The organism is Solwaraspora sp. WMMD1047, from assembly GCF_029626155.1.
Classification (GTDB): Bacteria; Actinomycetota; Actinomycetes; order Mycobacteriales; family Micromonosporaceae; genus WMMD1047.
Map to the genome: position 1 here is coordinate 3247770 of NZ_JARUBL010000001.1, position 20290 is coordinate 3268059.

Genomic DNA, 20290 nt, shown 5'->3' on the forward strand with positions numbered 1-20290 from the left:
CTGCGGCTGTCGGCAGCAGACTCCGGCGGCCCGGCGACGCTGGCAGGGGTCGCCGGGGAGGGCGGTGCTGACCGTCACCGGGCGATCGAGGTCAGGACTTCCGGTGAGTCGTGGCGGTCGTTGAGCCGGTCGCCCCGGAGGAGGAACCACAGCGCCAGCGACAGCTCCCCCACCAGGCTCGGAAGCAGGATCAGCGGAACCAGCCGTTCCTGCACCCCGGGTGCGACCACGAAGGTCAACGTGTTCACGACGTAGGCGATCCCCGCCGCGACCATCAGCCATCCGATGATCCGTGGCACGCGCCGGCTTCCGAGGATCAGCACGCCGACCAGCACGCAGAACCCGGCGAACAGGACGAGCGCGATGCCGAATCCGGCCGAGAACAGCCGGACGGCCAGGTATGCCAGCGCCTCGTCCGGCCCGCCGAGCGCATCGCGTTCCCGCAGCATCGCGGCCGGCACGTACATCTGCAGCAGGCTCATCGCCTCGATCGCCACGGACGTGACGGCGCAGGCGAGCGCGAGTCGCGCGAGGGTCGCCTGTACCGACTTGAACAGCTCGCTGACCAGAACGTTGACCACCAGGGCGGGCAGCAGGTAGAGCAGGTGGACCGCCAGCCCCCAGCGCCACAGCGTCTCGTTCTCCGCGATCGCCTCGACGGTCGCCGCCGGGTCCCCGGGGACGACCAGCGTGCCTCGTACCGCCATCTCGGCGAACAACCCACCGGCGATGACCAGGAGATAGCAGAGCCCGGCGATCCGGGCGAGGAGAGCGGGGCGTACGGCGTCATTCATCAGGTCAGGCTAGGTTGGCGGCGGACCGTGCGGACATCACGCGAATTCGTGGGTACTCTGCTGGCCAGGATGGCCAGACCCGCCCGCCGCCCAGGCAACGTGCCGGCCGAAGCGACCAGCTTCGTCGGCCGTGAACGTGAGCTTGCCGAGGTACGCGGAAAGCTCGCCAGGGCCCGCCTGGTCACCCTCACCGGACCCGGCGGTGTCGGCAAGACCCGGCTGGCGGTCCGGGCGGCGACCACTCTCGGCCGTGGCTTCACCGACGGCGCCTGGTGGGTGGAGCTGGCGGAGGTGCGCGAACCAGCGTTGGTGAGCAATGCCGTCCTGGCCGCGCTGGACCTGCGGGATCAGGTCGCGTCCGAGCCACGGGAGCTGTTGCTTGCGCACCTGCGTGACCGGAAGCTGCTGCTGGTGCTGGACAACTGCGAGCACCTGGGCGAAGCGGTCGCCTTGCTGGTGACCGATCTCCTCCGTACCGCTCCCGGTGTGCGGGTGCTCGCCACCAGCCGCGAGCCGCTGTCGGTGGCGGGGGAGCACGTGGCGCCGGTGCCGCCGCTGCCGGTGCCGCCGGCCGACTCGACCGAGCGTCAGGTGTCGCACAACGAGGCGGTCATGCTGTTCACCGAGCGGGCCGCGGCTGGATCCGGCGGCTTCGAGGTGACCGCCGCCAACCAGGCGGCCGTGGTGGAGATCTGCCGGCGGCTCGACGGGCTGCCCCTGGCGATCGAGCTGGCGGCGGTACGGACGCGGGTCCTCACCGTCGAACAGATCGTCGGCCGCCTCGCCGACCGGTTCGGCCTGCTCACCGGGGGCGGTCCGGGGTTGCCGCGCCACCAGACGCTGCGTACCGCCATCGACTGGAGTCACGACCTGCTGACCCCCGGCGAACAGACGCTGCTACGGCGGTTGTGCGTGTTCGCGGGCCCGTTCACGCTCGCCGACGTCGAGGCGGTCACCGGCGACCAGGCGCTCGACCCGCTCTCATCCCTGGTCGACAAGTCGATGGTCGTGAAGCAGGAGGCTCGGGGCGTGGCGTGCTACCGGCTCCATGAGACGATGCGCGAGTACGCCCGCCGCAGGCTTCGCGAGTCCGGTGAGGAGGACGCGGTCGAGGCGCGCTGCGCCGAGCACTACCGACTGGCCTGTCTTGAGTGGACTCCGCAGGTCCGGTACCGCCTTGCCGAGTGGCTCGGCTGGATGGACCTCGAGATCGACAATGTTCGCGCGGTCCTGCGGCGCTGTGTGGCGCGCGACGATCGCGAACACGGACTCGAGCTCACCGCCTCCCTCGCCTGGTACTGGATCACCAGGGCGACCAGCGAGGGCATTCGGTGGTTCGAGAGCCTGGGAACGTCCGGCAACCCCGTCGCGCTGTTCCTGCGGGGTTTCCTGTCCGTGTTGCAGTTCGACACGGCGGCGGCCCGCCCGGTTCTGGATCAGGCGGTGACGGCGGCGCGCGCGGCCGGGCTCGCCAGCTTCGAGGCACAGGCCCTGTCGATGGCGTCGGTCGCCGCGAACACCGCCGGCGACCGCACCCGCGCGCTGCGCCTGCTCCAGGCGGCACAGGCCGTGGCGACCGGCCCCGGCGACCACCCAGCGGCGATCGCCGTACTCCAGGCACGCGCGCTCGGCGGCCTGTTCACGGGCGACCTCGAACAGGTGCGGCAGGCAGCGTCGGAGGGTGTCCGTGGCAGCCGGGAGGTGGGTGACCAGTACGGCCTCGAGATGATGCTCGTCAACCTCGCCTGCGCCGCGTTGCACGCCGGCGAACTGGCCGAGACGAAACCGATGTGCGTCGAGGCGTTGTCGATCGCCCGCCAGATAGATGACCGGGTTGCCCAGTTCTGCCTGCTCGATATCCTGGGCTGTCAGGCGGCGGGCACCGGCGAGCCGAGACGTGCCGCGCGGCTCCTGGGGGCGGCGCGGAGCGTGCGGGCGGGCGTCGGCGCGAGCGTCCTGCCGTACCTTGGGCCGCTGGTCGCCGAGGCGGCGGCGACGGCGCGTCAAACGATTGGCGAGCAGGGGTTCCAGACCGAGTTCGAGGCCGGCACCCAGCTCAGTCGGGCGGCCGCCATCCGGTTCGCGCTCGGCGAGCCCGACCGCCCCGATGAGCAGCCGGCGCCGGTCGAAACGCCGACCCTGGGCAAACGCGAGGCCGAGGTCGCCCGGCTGGTCGCCGACGGCCTGACCAACAAGCAGATCGGCACCCGCCTACTGATCTCCGAACACACCGTCGACAGCCACATCCGCAGCATCCTCACCAAGCTCGGCGCCGGCTCCCGCGCGCAGATCGCCGCGTGGATCGCGCGCCGGTAGGGGCGCCGGGATGAGATCCGCAGGGAGGTTCAACGTCGCGATGACATCGGCGGCGCGCCGTACGTCACCGTCCAACGGCCGGTCCGGGTCGACGGGCGGTACGGCGGCGGCCACCGCGGCCAGTACCTCGGCACAGCCGGGCGCGGTCGGCTGACGCGTACCGACGTACGCGGCCTGGCGCAGTCCCACCGCGAGCGATCCGACGAGGATGTGCAGCAGCCGGGCCTGGTCCAGCGCCCGCAGTGCGGCCTGGGTGCCGAGCGGAATGACATCCTGATTGTGCAGGTTGGTGGGTAGGCTCTGCATGCTCGCCGGTACGGCGTCGCGGCGGATCTCGGCGACCAGCGCGGTCGCCGCCAGTTGTACGCCCTGCAGCCCGTGCTGCTGTCCCGGTCCGGCGGCCAGCATCGGTGGCAGGCCGCCATTGCGGTTCGGGTCGACGAGCAGGTCGAGCTGACGTTCGGCGAGGTTGCCAACCTGGGCCACGACCATCGACAGCAGGTCGGCGGCGAACGCGGCCGGCTGCCCGAAGAAGTTGCCGCCGTGCACGACGAGGTCCTCGTCCGGAAAGAACAGCGGGTTGTCGCTGACGCTGTCGAGGTCGGCCCTGACGACGGAGTCGACGTAGCGCAGGGCGTCCTCGGCCGCGCCGAGCAGTTGCGGTGCACAGCGGATGCTGTACGGCTCCTGCAGCGGACGCTTGCCGGAGGGGGTGAGCCCGGCGCTGATCCGGCGCATCTGCGCGCCCACCGCGATCGCGCCCGGATGGCCGTACGCCCGCAGGAGCCGGGCATCGAGAAACTGCGGGTCGCTGCCGAGCAGATCGGCGAGCAGGCAGGTGAGCGTCTGGACCGCGCGGTGCGAGGCGCGTACCGAGTCCAGCGCGAGTGCCGCCGCCGCGGTGGTAAGCGACGTGCCGTTGACAAGTGCCAGGGCGTCCCGGCCGTCCAGCGGCAGCGGTTCGAGACCCGCCTTCTCCAACGCCTCAGCCGCGGGCAGCCGTACCCCGTCGAGATAGGCGTATCCGCGGCCACGTAACGCCTGGGCGGCGGCGCCGAGCGGGATCAGGTCACCGCTGGCCCCGACCGAACCCAGCCGGGGCACCGCGGGGACGAACGTGGTCGCGAGCATCGCCGTGAGGGCGTCGATGACGTGCGGGGACACCCCCGAGGCGCCCTGGGCCAGCGACCGGGCCCGGATCAGCATGGTCGCGCGGACGACCTCCGGTCCGAGGTCCGGGCCCTGACCGGCACCGAGGTGAGCGAGCGTGTTGTCGGCCTGGTCGCGCAGCTCGGCCCGTCCCGGATACCCCACCAGGGGACCGAAGCCGGTGGTGGCGCCGTACACCGCGCGGTCGTCGCCGAGCACGTCGGACAGGAACGTGCGGGCGGTCGCGACCCGGTCCCGGACCTCCGGCCCGACCACGACCTTGACCGGGTCGCGCGCGGCGGTCAGGTCGGCGATCCGCAGCGGGACCGCGAGGTCTACCTCTGTCGTCATGTGACCGCACCCTAGAGATGGAATCTCAGAACGCTTTGAGATCGGGTCGTTACGGTGCGCCGTGCGACGCTCGATTACCTGATTATCGGTGCCGGGCCGGCTGGGCTCCAGCTCGCCGCCCTGCTGGATCGCGACGGTCGTGACTATCTGGTGCTGGAACTCGTTGCTCACCGACGACCCGGCCCTGCTCTTCAAGAACTACAGCCGGCGCTACTTCCCCGACAAGGGCAACTCGGCCTTCGAGACCGCCGACGCCCTGATCGAGACCGCCGCGGTCATCCACGTCGCCGGCCCACACGCGATCAAGCTGGCCTGGCAGTCACACTATGTCGGGCACCTGCGCGCGGTGAACAACAACTTCCTGGACACATACCAGCTCAAGTCGCGGAACGCGGTGCTCGACGGCACCGTCGAACGGATCGCCCGGCGCGGCGACGGCGGCTACCGGATCGACTTCCGTTACGCCCGCACCGGCTCCGCGGCCGGGTCGAAGGTGGCTAGACGGACGGTCGTCGCTCCGGGTCCTCGGCGTCGAACATATCCTGGCGCAGCTGTTCCTCCGCGGTCTGCTCGACCCGGGCGATGAACCTCGTGAGCAGCGGCGGCGCCATCAGCGACGTCACGATCGCGACGAGGATGATGATGGTGTACATCTCAGTCGTCAGCACGCCGAGGCGCAGCCCGACCATGGCGATGATGACTTCGATGACACCACGCGCGTTCATGGCCGCACCGAGTGAGAGTCCCTCCCAGTGGCTCAGTCTGCTCAGCCGCGCGCCGAGGTAGGCGCCGGCGAACTTTCCGGTGATCGCAACCGCCAGCACGATGACGGCGGCGAGCAGCACCTGCGGGTCGGCGAGTCCGGTGAGGTCCATCCTCAGCCCCGCCGTGGCGAAGAACAACGGTGCGAGGACCGACGTGACGGTGGTTTGCAAGGGTGCCAGTCGTGCCGGCTTGAGTGCGCCGGTGCTGCTGATCACAATGCCGATCACAAAAGCGCCGAGCACCGCCTCCAGCCCGGTGGCGTGCGTGGCGGCCGCGGCCAGGAGCACGAGGAAGCACACCACGGCGATGGTGGGGCCGCGGTCCGGATTCCGGTCGACCCGCTGAAGCAGCCGCCGGACCAGGGGCCGGATGAGCCGGGCCGACAGGAGCACCACGACCAGGTAGACGAGTGACATGGTCAGGTCAGCGCCACGGACGCCGGTCGTGGCCATCGCGGAGACCACGGAGAGCAGGATCCAACCGAGGATGTCGTCGACCATGACGGCGCTCAGCGTGAGCTGACCGATGTTCCGGTGCAGCAGCCGCAGCTCCATCAGTGTCTTGGCGATGACCGGGATCGCGCTGACTCCCATCGCCACGCCCAGGAACAGCGCGAAGGTGCCACGGTCGTCGGTCGCCATCAGCGACGTGGGCAGCAGGAGACCGATACCGATGCCGAAGCCGAGCGGCACGGCGATCCCGGCGATGCTGATCCGGGCGGCGGTGAGACCACGTCGGCGGATCAGGCCGAGATCCATGTGCATACCGGTGATGCCGATCAGCAGGAGTACACCCACCTGCCCCACCGCATCGAGCAGGTGGAATTGCTCCGGTGTGTTCGGCAGCAGCCAATGGGAGACGGTGGGTAGCAGAGATTCCAGAATCGATGGCCCCCACAACACTCCGGCACACAGTTCGCCGACGATGGCCGGCAGTCCGATCCGTATCGCCAGCCGGCCCAGGAGAAACGCCGTTGCCAGAAGCAAACCGACCTGCAGCAGAAAGAGCAGAAACTGGTGCGCGGGCATCGGTGCGGGTGGCGCCAGGGCGAGATGGGCCGGCATGCACTCCTCCATGGTCCCTCAGCGGCGTGGCAAGCCCCTGTGGGGGCGCTATCGCGTCTCGTTGGGTCGGTGTGGTCCCCTGTGGTGGCGACCGCATCTCCCAGGCGCGACTTCCGCGGGAATGCGGCTCACGTCGGTGTTCCACGATCAAGGCGGAGTGGCACCCAGGTGCCGGGACAGGTCTACTCGGCGATCCGGGTCCGCGTCGTCCACCGGAAGACCGCGCTCGTGGTGTCGCCGGGCTTCGGCACCCGCTCGAAGTGTTCGTATCCGTTGAGGTGAGGCACCTTGATCTTCATGCTGTCGGCCGCGACTGTCCGCCGCCGTAGCTCGGTAGGGAGGTCGGCAGGTCCTTCCTCCAGGATTGCCTCGATGTCGCCGACCTGCGCGGACGACGGCATTTCCCGGAGTTGCCGGTCAGGCATGAAAAACACCTCGAATCTGTTGAGGGCTTCGCATTGTGGTCCGGTGAGTGGCTGCTCGATGATTTCCAGGTTCGACAATCAGAGGGGGATGTTCCCGTGCCTGCCACGCCGGGGCCGGCACTCGGCGAGCGCGGCGGCGAGTCGACGCCGGGTTGCGGCCGGCTCGATGATTTCGTCGATCACTCCGAGAGCGAGGGCACGGCGCACCCCGGCGACCTCCCTCCGGTGCTCCGCGACCAACCGCGTCCGCAGGTCGTCGACGGTGTCCGGAGGAGCCGCCGCCAATGTCCTACGGTGCAGCACGCCTACGGCCGCCTCGGCGCCCATCACCCCGATCTCCGCTTCGGGCCAGGCGAAGACGGTGGTGGCGCCGAGCGACCGGGAATTCATGGCGATGTAGGCGCCTCCGTAGGCCTTGCGGGTGATCAGGGTGATCCGGGGTGTTCGCGCCTCGGCGAATGCGTGCAGGAGTTTGGCTCCTCGTCGGACCAGGCCGGTCCACTCCTGCCCGAGGCCGGGCAGGTATCCGGGGGCGTCGACCAGCACCAGCAACGGAACGCCGAATGAGTCGCACATGCGGACGAACCGCGCCGCCTTCTCCGCACTGTCCGAATCGAGGCAGCCGCCCTTGTACAGCGGGTTGTTCGCGAGCACGCCGACCGTCTGGCCGGCTAGCCGACCCAGCCCGGTCACCATGTTGCGGGCCCACTCAGGTTGCAACTCCTCGAACGACGGCTCATCGGGATGTGGATCAAGGAGGCGTCGTACCAGGGGTCGTATGTCGTAGGCCCGCCGTGGGGAGGCGGGCAGCAGCGCGCGCAGGTCACTGGCGCCGGTGGCCGCGCCGAGGTAGACGTGTCCCGGGCGGGCCAACAATTCGGTGGTGCGCCGGGCCCGGGCCAGCGCAGCGGTCTCGGATCCGGCCGTCACGTGCGCCACGCCGGAGCGCTGGGCATGCACCTTCGGACCGCCGAGGGTCGCCATGTCAACCTGTTCCCCGGTTACGTCCCGGACGACCTGCGGGCCGGTGACGAAGACGCGCGCGGCGTCCGACATGATCACCAGATCGGTGAGCGCGGGACCGTAGGCGGCGGCTCCGGCGGCAGGGCCCAGGACGACCGAGATCTGCGGGATGCGTCCGGACGCCTTGGTCATCACGGCGAACATTCGGCCCGCGCCGTCCAGCGAGTCGACGCCCTCGGTCAACCGGGCACCACCGGAATGCCACACCCCGATCACCGGCCAGTGCTTCCACAGGGCCAACTGGATCGCCGCGACGACGTGTTCGGCACCGGCCGCGCCAAGTGCACCTCCCATGCGGCTCGGGTTGGTGCAGTAGGCGACGACCGGGAATCCGTGGATCCGGCCGCGAACCGCCTGGACTCCGCTGTCGTCCGTAGGGTGCAGCGGATGCAGGCTGTCCTGATCCAAAAGCATCCCGAGCCTCGTGCCCTGCGGATTGTCCGGTTCGGTATGTCCGCGAGGCGACGCGGTGAAGGCTACCGTCATGGTGATCCTTCCCTGGTGGCGGAGATGCTGTTTCAAACTAGGCAGCGGAGCGGATGCGGTTGAACCCCTAATCAACCCCGATCCGGTCCGCCCTGATCACCGGTCAAATTCCGTGGAGCTTCTCGATGACCGGCGCGAAGGTCTCGATGTACGGCTGATGCACGGTGATGTAGGAGAACCCATACGTCTCCCGGTTGGCGACGAGCTGTTCCGCGATCTCGTCGACGGTCCCGATCAGCAGATAGGGAGTCTCAAGGGCGTCCTGGACGCTGATGCCCATGCCGAGCTGCTTCAGCAGCTTCTCGGCGGCGGCCCGCCGGTTGTCGGTCACCTCGACGGCGTGCGCCAACATGTGCCATTCGAGATCGGGGAGCCGGCCGCCAGCGTGTTCCCGGACGAAGCGCACCCGGTCGGCCGCCTCGGCTGCGGAGCCCAGTCGGCACATCCCGGGCGGCTTGCCGGGAATCTGGTGCACCCCGGAGATGCTCACGATGTCGGCGTGCTCCGCAGCAATTCTCAGCACACGGTCACCAACGCCCCCGACGAGCAGCGGCGGACCCGCGTCGTGGAAGCCGCTGCGCTGTACGGCCCGTGACTCACGTGGCGCCTCCGGTGGGGCGCCGACCTCCGTCGTGAAGTGCCGCACCAGCTCGTTGATGGTGCTCTCCAGCCGACCGGCGCGCGTCGCGATCGGTTCCCAGGCGATCCCCGCCTCGTCGAACTGCCAGCGCATGTGACTGGCGCCGAGGCCGACCTCGAGGCGGCCGTCGGTGAGCAGGTCGGTGCTGAGGATCTCCCGGGCCAGCAGCGCCGGATTCCAGAACGAGGTGTTCAGCACCAGCGTGCCGACCCGCAGTCGTTCCGTGGCGTCCGCCGCCGCCACGAGGGCGGGGAAGGGCGCCAGCATGCCCAGGTGATCGGCGGTCAGGGCGACGTCATAGCCGTACTCCTCACTCCTCCGGCACACCTTGGTGAAGTCCTGTCTGGACTCTGCCTGGCACATGTTGAAGGAAAACCGGAATCGACGCATGGTGATGACGATGGCAGCCCTGGCCCAGGGTGGCTACCCCAATCGAACCCTCCGCGGGCCGTCGTTCGGATAGGGGTCGACGCCGTTTCAGCAATAGGGGACGTCGGGTTATCCGAGTAGGGGTTATGCCCGAGAAATCAAATGGATATCGTCGATGTTCGCCGACGTCAAGCGACTTGGAGGCCTGCATGACAGCTCAAACGCTCGACATCCCGCTGGACGAGTTCGACCTGGACATTCGGGTCGAGGCTCCGGAGGCTGGAGCCACGGACAACGACCCGATGGCGTGGTGGTGCACGCACCGCTACAGCTGCCGGTGGACGAAATGCTGCTCGGGGGAATTCGCGCAGAGCGTTCCCACCGAGTACTGGAACTAGCAATGCCGCCGGGCGGCGTGGCCTTGCCCGCGCCGCCCCAAGGCTGCTCAGGTTAGGACCCGCCCATGGCATCGTCGTCCCGCGTACCCTCGCCTGTCGTCCAGCAGCAGACCTTGCCACCTCCAGGTGCCGCACCCGCCTGGCGGCCCACGCTGTCCGGCGTACTGCGGGAGCGTGCACTCGACTGCGCGCGGTCGGTCGGTCGACGGCTCGGTGACCCGGAGCGGGTCGCGGCGGCCATCCACGGGGCCGGCCGGCGGTCGAGCCGGTTCGAATTCGCCGGCCCGAGTCTCGCCTGTGGTTTTCCCAGCCTGGCCATGGCACTCATCCAGTTGACGCGGGTGCTGCCGGACGAAGGTTGGGAGCGGCAGTTGCACACCTGTCTGAGTCTCTCCGCGCGTTCTACCACCCAGAGCCCGCTGCTGGCCCCGAGTCTCTACGGAGGCACCGGCGGCTTCGCTCTCGTCCTCGCCCAGGCGGCCGAGACGGAGCCGCGGTACGCGCCGACGGCGGGCAGGGTCAGAGCCGCCTTCTTCCAGCACATCGCCGACGGTCCGTGGCGTCCGGAGACCGCCCGGGGACACCGGGGGGAGTTCAACCAGGACCAGGCGTACGACGTCGTAACCGGCGCCTCCGGTGTGCTGCGCGCGGTCATCGCCAACGGCGGCTCGGACCCGGCGGCGCGGATTTCAGTGGGACATCTGATCCGCTACCTGATCCAGATCGCGGAAGGCGACGGTGCTCGTCGTCTGCTCTCACCGGCCGACTCTCCCGACCGGGCGCTCCTGGAGGAGTGCCCGGACGGCTACTTCGACCTTGGGCTGGCACACGGCTGCGCGGGCCCGCTCGCCGCCCTGGCGCTCGCCTGGCTGGCGGGACACCGGCGTCCCGGCCAGCTTGAGGCGATCCGTCACCTGGCCGACTGGATGGTGGACCGCCGGGTCCGGGACCCGTGGGGCGTCAACTGGCCCAACCACGTGGGTCGGCACACCATGCCAGCCCGGGGCGCCCCGGTCGATCGGCCACCGTCCCGCGCCGGGTGGTGTTACGGGGCGCTCGGCATCGCGATGGCCCTGTGGCATGCGGGACGGGCCCTGGAAGCCCTCGAACTGACGACCCTCGCGATCGAGGCCGTGGAGAGCGTGTTGCGCCGCCCGCCGGCTGCCCGGCACATCCCCTCACCCACCCTCTGCCACGGCGTGGGCGGCCTGCTCATGGTGTGTCTGCGCTTGGCGCCGGCCGCCCCCGGGTCTCAGATCGAAGCCGCGATCCCGGTTCTGACCGAACAGATTCTGGACGGTTACAACGCCGCGGCGCCCCTCGGCTACCGCGACGAGGAGCAGCCGGGTGTGTTCGTCGATGATCCCGGCTTCCTCACCGGCGCCGCGGGCGTGGTACTCGCCCTGCTGGCTGCGGCCGGCGACGTCCCGCCGGACTGGGACAGGGTTCTCCTGCTGTCCTGACCAGCGACCTGACCACGGCGATCCAGAAAGCCCTGAGGTAGGAAGCAGGTACTCATGAGCCAGGTCGACAGGGACTCACCTTCCACCGGAGAGACTGGCGTCTACGAATCTGCGGGCTTCTTCCTACTGCGCGCGCCGGTACTGCCGATCGCTGTCTACCACCAGTTGATGGCCCCGGCGGACACGGCCTGCCTCGGTCCCGGCGATGACCTTGCCTCGGCGCTGGGCGAGGTGGAGACGCGGACCCGGGACCTGCTGCGCGCGGCAGCAGCCCGGCCGGAGATCAGGCAGGCGCTGCGGGCCGCGAGCCCGTCGCTGACCGAGGCGGTGGACGTTCTCGACGCCGAGGGCACCCCGGCGCGCCGCAACGACCGCATCTACCGGAGCCTGCTGCGTTATCTGATTCGGATGAGCACCCGGGCCACGCCCTTCGGCCTCTTCGCAGGGGTTGCCGCCGGACGTTTGAGCGGCCGGGCGGACGACGACGCGCGCGGGACGCCGATCCGTCTCGAACTCCCGGTGACCGGCACCGTCCACACCAGGCCCGACATGAACTGGCTCATGGGGCTCGTGGAACGGGTCGAGCGTGACGAGGCCGCGCTGGAGTACCTGGGTGTGGTCGCCAACCCGACGGCGCATGTCGCGGGTGACCGACTGGTCCTGCCGGTCGCCGACATCTACGGCACCCGGGACACCCGCTCCATCACCCTGCGGGCCACCGGAGTTGTCCTCGAGGTGCTGCGTCGGGCCGCCCGCCCGGTGGACTACGCCGATCTGCGGCGGGGCCTGATTCGTGACCTGCCCCAGGCCGACAACGGAAGGATCAGCGCCCTGTTGCGGACGTTGTGGTCCCACGGCTTCCTGATGAGTGACCTGCGACCCGCCCTGAACGACACCGGGGCCGCCGCTACTCTGGCGGGCCGGCTTCCTGACGGACCGCACACCACCCCGTTGCGCAACGCGCTGGTGGCCACCCTCGCACTTGCCGAGCGGACACGAGCCGCCGAGCCGGCCGAGCGGGAGCGTCTCTTCGCGCGGCTCCACCGTCACCAGACGGAGATCCACGACGCCGGCTCCCCGCCCTTCCAGGTCGACATGGCACTGAACACCGCCGGCGGCTACCTGCCGCAGGGAGTCGGGGACGCCGCCGCGGACGCCGCTGAGGTACTCCTGCGGCTCGGACTCTTTCCCTCGGGCTTCCAACATCTGCGCGCATACCACGACGAGTTCGCGCAGCGCTACGGCGAGGACGCGGAGGTGCCACTGCTCGAACTGCTCAGCGCGGAGGCCGGACTGGGGCCACCCGCAACCTACACCGAGCCGGCCTCCGACCCGCCACGGTCGGCGCCGCCCTCCCCGAGCACGCCGATCCGTGACGTCGCCCTGTCCACACTGGTCTCCGAGGCCCTGCGCAGCGGTGCGCGGGAGGTGGAGCTGACCGACGACCTGTTGCACAGGCTCACGCAGTGGCGGCCCGGCACGGGTCAGCCGGCGCCCGAGGTCCTCGACGTCTTTCTCGAGCTGCACGCCGCGTCCCCGGAAGCGCTGGAAACCGGGAACTGGCGGGCCGTTCTGTCGCCCGCACCCCTGGCCGACGGCGGCAGGACCTTCGGCCGGTTCACGGAGGTGCTCCCGGCCTCGGTCACCGGTGCGCTGCGGGAGTGCGCGCGGCGCGAGGAGGCGGCGAAGCCCGAAGCCATCTTCGCCGAGCTCAGCTATCTGCCGCTGGTGCGGCGGGCCGCGAACGTCGTGGTCCACCCGGGGCTGCGCGACTACGAGATCGTGGTGAACTCCGCGGCCTCGGTGCCCGACGAGCACACCATCAGCCTGTCCGATCTCGTGGTGGGCGTCCTCGATGGGCACTTCTACGTACGGTCCCAGCGCCTTCGCAAGGAGGTCGTGGTCGGACAGAGCCACCTGCTGACCGACCTGCAGGCCCCGAACGCCTGCCGCTTCCTCCTGGAGATCGCACAGGACCGGCACCCGCTGCTCGCGGCCTTTCACTGGGGGCCGTACAAGAGCGCCCCGTTTCTGCCCCGGCTCGTCCGTGGCAAGGTCGTCGTCAGTCCGGCGCAGTGGGTTCTCCAGCACGACACGGTACGGCCGACCGGCGCCGGGCCGCAGAGCGCTCGCGCGTACCGGGCCGTCCAGCAGTGGCGGGAGCGGTGGAGCGTGCCGCGTCACGTCCACCTTGTGGAGTTGGAGAGTCGCCTGCTGCTCGATCTGCAGCATCCGGCATGCGTCGCCGAACTGCTCACGGCACTGGCCAGGACGGCGGCGCCCGGGCGCCTCGCCGTGCAGGAGGCACTGCCCGACACCGACGATCACTGGCTGTGCGACAGTGAGGGCAGGGCGTACGCGTCGGAGGTGGTCGTGCCGGTGTGGCGCCGCACGCGGACCGAGCCACCGCGCGGACCGGGCGCGGACGAGCCACTGCCGACCCGGTTGTCCCGCTATCCGGCCCGTCCGCCCGCCCTCGCCGACATCGGCAGGCTTCCCGGCGAGGAGTGGGTGTACCTCAAGCTGTACACGCCCAGCCGGCGCCAGGACGAAGCCGTGGCCCGCCCGGTCGCGCAGCTCCAGGCGGAGCTGCGGGCACAGAATCTGCTCGCTGACTGGTTCTTCATGCGCTACGCCGACCCCGAACCGCACCTGCGCGTGCGGCTGCTGGCGGTGCCCGGTGAGCGGACCGGTGAGGCGTTGCTGACGCGTACGGCCGCGTGGGCACGAGACGTGGTGCGCTCCGGACTCGCCTGGAAGTTCAGCTTCGACACCTACTTCCCGGAGGTGTGGCGGTACGGCGGCCCGGTCGCGATGACCGCGGTGGAGCGAGCCTTCGGCACCGACAGCGACGTCTCGCAGGCCGTCGTCGCCGCGCGGCACGCCGGTGTGCTGGGCCCGGACCCGGCCGTGACCACGGCCTTCTGCCTCGACCGGCTCCTCGAGGCCTGGGGACTCGGCTTCGACGAGCGGCTCGCCTTCATCCGTGCCCGCTCGGACAAGGACGAGTTCAGCGAGGCGTTCGAACCGCACCGGACCGAGCTCTGCGAACTGCTGCGGCCCTGGCGGCGCCCCGCCGACCTACCGGAGCGGCAGGTGCTGCTCGCTGTGACCAGCCCGTACGCCGAACGCCTCGGCGAGACCGCCGCCGCTGTCAGGGATCTGCACCGGGAGGGTGCACTCTGGCAGGCCCCCGAGCAGATCCTCGCCAGTCTGGTGCACATGCACGTCAACCGGGCCTGCGGCATCGGGGCGAGCCGCGAGCGGAAGGTCTACGGGTTCTGGCGCAAGGCACTCGACGCTCTGGAGCAGCGTCCCGACCGTACGGAGGTGACATCACGATGAGTGAGGACGTTCTGGCCGCGAGGGCACGAGAGTTCCAGGAGTCGGGTTATCTGTGGCTGCGCGGGGTCTTCACGGCCGACGAGATCGCCTCGTTCCGGCGCCTGTACGACGAGGGCGCGGCCGACTGGATGTTCGTTCACGGTCGGGAGGACCCGCCGCTGATCGTCGGCAACCTTGTCGAGCGCAGCCCGCGCACCGTCCTGCCTGCGGTGACCCATCCAGACCTGCTGGGTCTGGCCGAGGCGCTGATGGGTCCGGCCGTGCAACTGGACAGCACCGTGCTGTTCAGCGCTGACGCGGAGGAGCCGGAGGCCGAGGGCCGGCCGGTGCACTGGCACCGGGACCGGTTCGGCTACTTCCCGAACGGAGGGTACGTCGCGCCCCGTCTGATCATCTGCTTCGCGTACCTCCAGGAGATGTCTCTCGAATACGGCCCGCTGCGGGTCGTCCCCGGTTCGCACCGGGAGCCGGTGAGCATCCCCGAGGACCGTCTGGAGGAGCCGTACGAGGACGAGTTGCTGCTGCACACCTCTCCCGGTGACGTCGTGGTCATCCACCACAACCTGCTGCACTCCGGCACGCACAGCGTGAGCCGGGGCAGGCGGCAGTTCCTGGGTATCGGCTACAACACCTCGGCGATGCGCCACGACGAGTCCTTCGCCGGGCCGAACGTTCAGGCGCTACTCAGGACCGCGCGTCGGACCGGGGACCGGAGGACGCAACGTCTCTTCGGCGAGGACGAGATGTTCAACGTACGGCAGAACGCGGGCTTCACAGTGCCGGAGCACGCCGCGTGGCAGGAGTGGCGGCGGACCGACGACGAGCAGACGGCAGGAACCAGCGAGGCGCGTGCCCAGGTGGTGCAGGCGCGAGGGAGGGTCTCTCGGTGATGACGAACGACATGACGACCAGCGGCTCCACGAGCCACGACTTCCAGCGGTATCTGACCCAGGAACAGGTCGACCACTTCCATACCTTCGGCTTTCTCGTGCTGCCACAGTTGCTGACGGCCGACGAGATGACCCGATTGACCGAGGAGGTCGAGCGCAGCCACACCGATGCCTACGGCTACCTCAACGGGGCGCGGCCTGAGGGGCAGGGCCTGCCCTCGTACCTGCTGCCGATGATGAGCACGGAGCGCACCCCGTTCAGCCTCGAACTCCTCGAGGACCGCCGGTTTTTCGGCGTCGCCAACGAACTTGTCCGGGCCCGGGCGCTGCCCACCTTCGCGGAGAGCATCCTGCTGTTCACCCAGACGCCGCTGCACCGCGACTGCATGCCCGGCATGCACGGTGTCACCTTCGCGGTCTATCTGGAGCCGCTCACCGCGGACACCGGTGCGCTGCGCTTCCTGGCCGGCTCGCATCACGCCGACTTCTCCGCGGCCTCGGAGGGTTGGAAGAAGAAGTACGGCATCTGGGCGGAGGAGTGGGGCGAGAAGGCCGTACGCCAGCAGGTGTCCGATCTGCCCTTGACGGTCGCCGAGACCCGGCGGGGCGACGTGATCGTGTTCGACTGGCAGATCTGGCACGCCAGCATCAACGGCGTCGACCGGCTGCAGTGGTCGGTGAGCTATGCCAACGAGCCCACCACGGCTGAGGAGGAGGACGTCTTCAGCCGCTTCTTCCACAGCGCGGGTTCGGTCGACCCCGATGCCCCGTACGACACCACCGCCTACCCCCGCTACGACAGGGAGTGGATGCGGCAGGCGCGGGACAACCCGCGGATGGCGCCGGTCATCGCGCGGATGCGGGAGCTGCACATGATAGGGAATCCGGATGATCCCGAGTATGGGACGTCAGGCGGTCCGGTATCCCGCGCGGCGCACGGTTGAGTCAGGCGTGCGGCTGCTGATCCTGGGCGGGACGGGACTGCTCGGCCGCCCACTGGTCGAGGGCGCCGTGCTCGAAGGCTGGGACGTCACCACGTTCAACCGGGGTCTGACCGGCCCCGACCACGCGACGATCAAGGCTCTGCGTGGCGACCGGGACGCCGCGGGAGGGCTGGCCGCCCTGCGCTCCGGCAGCTGGGACGCGGTGCTCGACACCAGCGGTCTGGTCCCGTCGTCGGTGGAGCGCTCGGCGCGTCTGCTCGCAGACCGGGCCGGGACGTACCTGTTCGTCTCGTCGCTCGCCGCCCTTTCCTGGCCCGGGACTCCCGCCACCGACGATCTGCCGCCACGTGACTGCCCGCCGACCGCGTCCGTGGCGGACACCGGGTACGGCACCCTGAAGGCTGGCTGCGAGCGAGCCCTGGTCGCAGCTCTCGGAGATCGGTTCTTCATCGTGCGGCCCGGGCTGATCAGCGGACCGGGCGACGCACACGGGCCGGTCGGCCGGTGGCTGCGGAGGGCCGCCCGCGGGGGCCGGATCCTCGCGGGCGGCGAACCCGCCGGCCCGGTCCAGCTACTCGACTGCCGCGACCTGGCGTCCTGGCTGCTCGCTTGTGCGAGGCATGGCAGGACGGGCACCCGTAACGCCACGAGCCCGCGGGGCGCGATGACGATGGGTGCTCTCCTCGGGGCATGTGTCGCGGCCACCGGGTCGGATGGGCGGCTGGTCTGGGCCGACGACGAGTTCCTCGTCGGCAGCGGGGTGCGCGCCTGGGTTGATCTTCCACTGTGGGAGCCGTCCTCTGCACCGGGCCACGCGAACCGCTGGATGGTGGATGCCGGGGCGGCGCATGCCGCGGGGCTCAGCTGCCGCCCGCTGGTGGAGACGGTCGACGACACCTGGGCGGAGCTGAGGGACGGGCCCCGGCACGACGCCGGCGGGCCCGGCCCGCTGCCGACGGAACGGGAGCGGGAACTCGTCGACGCCTGGCTGGGCGGCATGCGGGACGGCCTCGCCGTACCGCGGTCCTAGCACCGGAAGGAGACCCATGCGGATCGGGCTGCGACGTCGGCGGAGCGACCTGCGGGAGACGCCGGCCACCGCCGGTCCGGAGTTGGCCAAGGAACCGTGGGAGATGAACGAGGCCAACCTCTTCTCGGCTGGATTCTGGGCGATGGCGCGCGGCATGCCCGCGCTGATGAGCCATGCCCTTCGGCTCGCCTGGCGGACCAGCCGGACCGACACCACAGCGGCCATCGTCCTCAACGCGGTCTCCGGCGGGTTCCTCTCCGTCGGCCTGCTCGCCACGACCGAGGTGATGCAGTCGCTGTTCGCCGCAGGGGCGACACCGGACCGGGTGCGTGCGGCCCTGCCGTCGCTGCTGTTGGTGGCAGTCGTCCTGGCGCTCAGGGCCAGTTGCCAGGCCGCTGCCTCGTGGGCGCAGGCGCGTCTCCTGCCCCGGATCGAGCGTGCTGTCGAGCTGCGGCTGATCGGGTTGACCACCCGGGTCGACCTTGCCTCGTACGACGACGAGCGGTTCCACGACGGCCTGCAGCGGGCCCGCGAGCGTGGCACGGCGAACGCCCCCGTCACGGTGCGGGCCGCCATCGAGGTGTTCAGTCAGATGGTCGGGCTCGTGGCCGTGGCCGTGACCCTCGGCGTGCTGCACCCCGTGCTTCTGCCGCTGTTGATTCTGACCGCCGCGCCGGACTGGTGGGCGGCGGTGCGTTCCGCGCGGATGCGCTACCGGGCAATGTGGGACCTGATCTCGAGCCGTCGACGCAAATGGATCATGTTGGAACTGATGACGGACCGCCGCTCGGCCGCCGACGTCCGCTCGTTCACCATGCGCGACTTTCTCCAGCGGCAGTACGACCGGGTGGCCACCGTCGAGCGCGACGTGCAGATCGCCCTCGCCCACCGGGAGACCGGCGTCCGGCTGGCGGGTGACGCCCTGAGCGGTGCAGCCACGGGGGTGACGTACGCGGCACTCGGCCTGCTGCTCGGCGCGGGCGCCATCGCACTGGAGGTCGCCGGGACCGCGGTGCTGGCGATCCGCAGCGGCAAGGAGTCACTGCACCAGTTGGTGCAGGCAATGAACCGGCTCTACACGGAAGGGCTCTACTTCTGTGACTACCTCGACTTCTGCGCTGAGGCGGAACGGATTCTCACCCTGGCGCCGTCAGGCACCGCGCCGGCGTTGCTGAGCCGGATCAGCGTCCGGGACGTCACGTTCCGCTATCCGGGTGCCGCCGTCCCAGCCCTGACCGAGGTATCGATCGATATCGACCAGGGCGAGGTCGTCGCCCTCGTCGGTGAGAACGGCTCCGGCAAGACCACGCTGGCCAAGATCCTCGCTGGCCTCTACACGCCGGACAGCGGCGCGGTGCGCTGGGACGGCGCCTCACTCGCCGACGCCGACCGTCACGCGCTGTGGGCGAACATCGCGGTGGTCGCGCAGAACCCCACGAACTGGCCGCTGACCGCGCGGGAGAACATCGCCATGGGCGACGCCGGAGACGACCCCCGGCTGCGCCGGGCGGCCGCGGCAGCGGGCGCGGCCACGTTCGTGGAACGGCTGCCGAACGGCTACGACACACTTCTCGACAAGCGCTTCGAGAGCGGTCGGGAACTCTCCGGCGGGCAGTGGCAGCGGCTCGCCGCGGCCCGTGGCTTCTACCGCGACGCCCAGCTGCTCATCTGCGACGAGCCCAGCGCGGCGCTCGACGCACGCGCGGAGCACGAGTTGTTCCGGGCGATCGGCGACCATGCCGCGGGCCGCACGGTCGTCCTCATCACCCACCGGCTCGCCAACGTCCGCTACGCCGACCGCATCTATGTGCTGGCCGACGGCCGGGTGACCGCGAGCGGGACGCACGACCAGCTGATGGCGGCGGGCGGCCTGTACGCCGAGCTCTACAACCTTCAGGCCGAGGCGTACCGGCCCGAGCCGGTCCGGGAGTCCCCGGATGCGCAGCGGAGCCTGCCGTCCGCGGCGGTCCGGCCAGCGGCGTCCGTCAACTAACCGCAGGGGGATCACGTCATGCCAAGTCCGACCAGCCCCACCGGCGGGGCGGCCACGGTGCCCTGGGTAGCCCTCTGGGAGGGCGAGTCCCGCCTCGAGCCGGTTCGCTGTGATCCGGAGAGCGGCTTCCTGCGGTACACGCGGGAGGAGCGGACGGACCGCGACGAGCACGGGGTGCTGTGGATGCGGCACATCGGCCGCCGGGGACACGGTCGTCCCCTGTTCTCGCAGACCCACTCCCGACGCCAGCGCCAGTGCATGCGATCGTCCCTGTGCCAGATCTGCGGCGAGCGGATCGAGCCCGACGGCGGCCGCCTCCCTTGGCTGTTGCCCGCGCGAGAGTACGGCTCGCGCCCGAAGCGTCTGCACACCACCGGAACTCCGCCCACCTGTCGCCCCTGTTGGACGACTGCTGTCGAGCACTGCCCCCACCTGCGCGTCGAGGGCGCCGTAGCCCTCATGGTGGGCGAGGTCGTCCGCTGGGGCGTCGCCGGACTTCTGCACACGCCGGGCGTCAGCCTCCAGTGGACCACCTGCGGCTACGACGAGTCAGCGCCGGACCTGCTCGGGCGGGTGCTGGCGGAGACCCAGTTGGTCGTTCTCCATGACGTGCGAGAGGTGCCGCTGCCGGACTGAGCGTCGCCCGGCAGAGCCGGCCGTCGCTACTGCTCGTCGAGGGCGGACCGTGGCGGACTCCGCCGCTGGCCGGAGGACGGCGTGCCGGATCACCCCCATCCGCCGCCCGGATGGGGTGTGCGGACGGTGGCTCGGGTTCGGATCCTCGTACGGCCGGCGGCACGGGCCAGGGCCGGAGGCGCCGACTTGCTCCACATGGCCTCGCCGGC

The 20290-nt window shown here is 70.3% G+C and carries 16 protein-coding genes and 1 pseudogene; 11 read left to right on the forward strand and 6 right to left on the reverse strand.

Translation table 11 applies throughout. The features are described 5' to 3' along the window. Positions 1 to 74: 74 nt before the first annotated feature. Complete coding sequence (locus O7627_RS15005) at positions 75 to 794, reverse strand: DUF4386 domain-containing protein (RefSeq protein WP_278094118.1); 720 nt, start codon at positions 792 to 794, stop codon at positions 75 to 77. A gap of 69 nt (positions 795 to 863) precedes the next feature. Here O7627_RS15005 and O7627_RS15010 point away from each other — a divergent pair, with 69 nt between their 5' ends. Beyond that, positions 864 to 3110: a LuxR C-terminal-related transcriptional regulator gene (locus O7627_RS15010; RefSeq protein ID WP_278094119.1), complete on the forward strand. Its 2247-nt coding sequence runs from the start codon at positions 864 to 866 to the stop codon at positions 3108 to 3110. On the opposite strand, the gene O7627_RS15015 is transcribed toward O7627_RS15010, so the two are convergent. After that, positions 3006 to 4610, reverse strand: coding sequence for an aromatic amino acid ammonia-lyase (locus tag O7627_RS15015; RefSeq protein WP_278094120.1), 1605 nt, complete (start codon positions 4608 to 4610; stop codon positions 3006 to 3008). The two genes, O7627_RS15010 and O7627_RS15015, sit on opposite strands and share 105 nt — an antisense overlap. A 54-nt stretch (positions 4611 to 4664) precedes the next feature. On the opposite strand from O7627_RS15015, the pseudogene O7627_RS15020 reads away from it, so the two are divergent. Both O7627_RS15020 and O7627_RS15025 read left to right on the forward strand, forming a co-directional pair. Beyond that, a pseudogene (locus O7627_RS15020) lies at positions 4665 to 4739 on the forward strand (hypothetical protein); the annotation flags it as partial. A 10-nt stretch (positions 4740 to 4749) separates the two neighbouring features. Further along, positions 4750 to 5196 carry a hypothetical protein gene (locus O7627_RS15025; RefSeq protein WP_278098567.1) on the forward strand — a complete coding sequence of 149 codons (447 nt, stop codon included), beginning with the start codon at positions 4750 to 4752 and terminating at the stop codon, positions 5194 to 5196. Here the strand turns inward: O7627_RS15025 and O7627_RS15030 are convergent. The 4 genes from O7627_RS15030 to O7627_RS15045 all read right to left on the reverse strand — a co-directional run bounded on the left by O7627_RS15030 (position 5108) and on the right by O7627_RS15045 (position 9403). Further along, positions 5108 to 6439, reverse strand: a complete 1332-nt coding sequence (locus tag O7627_RS15030) for a cation:proton antiporter (protein WP_278094121.1) — start codon at positions 6437 to 6439, stop codon at positions 5108 to 5110. The genes O7627_RS15025 and O7627_RS15030 overlap by 89 nt on opposite strands. A 182-nt stretch (positions 6440 to 6621) precedes the next feature. Next, positions 6622 to 6864, reverse strand: coding sequence for a DUF5988 family protein (locus tag O7627_RS15035; RefSeq protein ID WP_278094122.1), 243 nt, complete (start codon positions 6862 to 6864; stop codon positions 6622 to 6624). 78 nt (positions 6865 to 6942) lie between these two features. Further along, positions 6943 to 8301, reverse strand: a complete 1359-nt coding sequence (locus O7627_RS15040) for a carboxyl transferase domain-containing protein (RefSeq protein WP_278094123.1) — start codon at positions 8299 to 8301, stop codon at positions 6943 to 6945. A 175-nt stretch (positions 8302 to 8476) separates the two neighbouring features. Next, positions 8477 to 9403, reverse strand: a complete 927-nt coding sequence (locus O7627_RS15045; protein WP_278094124.1) for an LLM class F420-dependent oxidoreductase — start codon at positions 9401 to 9403, stop codon at positions 8477 to 8479. A gap of 188 nt (positions 9404 to 9591) precedes the next feature. Here O7627_RS15045 and O7627_RS15050 point away from each other — a divergent pair, with 188 nt between their 5' ends. The 8 genes from O7627_RS15050 (at position 9592) to O7627_RS15085 (ending at position 20081) form a co-directional block, all read left to right on the forward strand. Next, the gene (locus O7627_RS15050) at positions 9592 to 9780 is read left to right on the forward strand and encodes an FDLD family class I lanthipeptide (RefSeq protein ID WP_278094125.1); all 189 of its coding nucleotides are present in this window, start codon (positions 9592 to 9594) and stop codon (positions 9778 to 9780) included. A gap of 113 nt (positions 9781 to 9893) precedes the next feature. After that, positions 9894 to 11243 (forward strand): lanthionine synthetase C family protein, encoded by a 1350-nt coding sequence (locus O7627_RS15055; protein ID WP_278094126.1) that lies wholly within the window; start codon positions 9894 to 9896, stop codon positions 11241 to 11243. Positions 11244 to 11411: 168 nt separating this feature from the next. After that, positions 11412 to 14588, forward strand: coding sequence for a lantibiotic dehydratase (locus O7627_RS15060; protein ID WP_278094127.1), 3177 nt, complete (start codon positions 11412 to 11414; stop codon positions 14586 to 14588). Further along, on the forward strand, positions 14585 to 15478 hold the full coding sequence (locus O7627_RS15065; protein ID WP_278094128.1) for a phytanoyl-CoA dioxygenase family protein: 894 nt from the start codon (positions 14585 to 14587) through the stop codon (positions 15476 to 15478). The genes O7627_RS15060 and O7627_RS15065 overlap by 4 nt, the downstream gene beginning before the upstream one ends. Then, positions 15478 to 16422: a phytanoyl-CoA dioxygenase family protein gene (locus O7627_RS15070; protein ID WP_278098292.1), complete on the forward strand. Its 945-nt coding sequence runs from the start codon at positions 15478 to 15480 to the stop codon at positions 16420 to 16422. Before O7627_RS15065 ends, O7627_RS15070 begins: the two co-directional genes overlap by 1 nt. 7 nt (positions 16423 to 16429) lie before the next feature. Further along, positions 16430 to 17452 (forward strand): NAD-dependent epimerase/dehydratase family protein, encoded by a 1023-nt coding sequence (locus O7627_RS15075; protein ID WP_278094129.1) that lies wholly within the window; start codon positions 16430 to 16432, stop codon positions 17450 to 17452. Between the two features lie 16 nt (positions 17453 to 17468). Further along, positions 17469 to 19445 carry an ATP-binding cassette domain-containing protein gene (locus O7627_RS15080; protein ID WP_278094130.1) on the forward strand — a complete coding sequence of 659 codons (1977 nt, stop codon included), beginning with the start codon at positions 17469 to 17471 and terminating at the stop codon, positions 19443 to 19445. 18 nt (positions 19446 to 19463) lie between these two features. After that, positions 19464 to 20081, forward strand: coding sequence for a hypothetical protein (locus O7627_RS15085; protein WP_278094131.1), 618 nt, complete (start codon positions 19464 to 19466; stop codon positions 20079 to 20081). Positions 20082 to 20290: the final 209 nt, after the last annotated feature.

Coding starts and splice junctions, on each gene's coding strand:
- O7627_RS15005 (WP_278094118.1), bottom strand. CDS start 794: ATGAATGACGCCGTACGCCCCGCTCTCCTCGCCCGGATCGCCGGGCTC.
- O7627_RS15010 (WP_278094119.1), top strand. CDS start 864: ATGGCCAGACCCGCCCGCCGCCCAGGCAACGTGCCGGCCGAAGCGACC.
- O7627_RS15015 (WP_278094120.1), bottom strand. CDS start 4,610: ATGACGACAGAGGTAGACCTCGCGGTCCCGCTGCGGATCGCCGACCTG.
- O7627_RS15030 (WP_278094121.1), bottom strand. CDS start 6,439: ATGCCGGCCCATCTCGCCCTGGCGCCACCCGCACCGATGCCCGCGCAC.
- O7627_RS15035 (WP_278094122.1), bottom strand. CDS start 6,864: ATGCCTGACCGGCAACTCCGGGAAATGCCGTCGTCCGCGCAGGTCGGC.
- O7627_RS15040 (WP_278094123.1), bottom strand. CDS start 8,301: ATGCTTTTGGATCAGGACAGCCTGCATCCGCTGCACCCTACGGACGAC.
- O7627_RS15045 (WP_278094124.1), bottom strand. CDS start 9,403: ATGCGTCGATTCCGGTTTTCCTTCAACATGTGCCAGGCAGAGTCCAGA.
- O7627_RS15050 (WP_278094125.1), top strand. CDS start 9,592: ATGACAGCTCAAACGCTCGACATCCCGCTGGACGAGTTCGACCTGGAC.
- O7627_RS15060 (WP_278094127.1), top strand. CDS start 11,412: ATGGCCCCGGCGGACACGGCCTGCCTCGGTCCCGGCGATGACCTTGCC.
- O7627_RS15065 (WP_278094128.1), top strand. CDS start 14,585: ATGAGTGAGGACGTTCTGGCCGCGAGGGCACGAGAGTTCCAGGAGTCG.
- O7627_RS15070 (WP_278098292.1), top strand. CDS start 15,478: ATGACGAACGACATGACGACCAGCGGCTCCACGAGCCACGACTTCCAG.
- O7627_RS15080 (WP_278094130.1), top strand. CDS start 17,469: ATGCGGATCGGGCTGCGACGTCGGCGGAGCGACCTGCGGGAGACGCCG.
- O7627_RS15085 (WP_278094131.1), top strand. CDS start 19,464: ATGCCAAGTCCGACCAGCCCCACCGGCGGGGCGGCCACGGTGCCCTGG.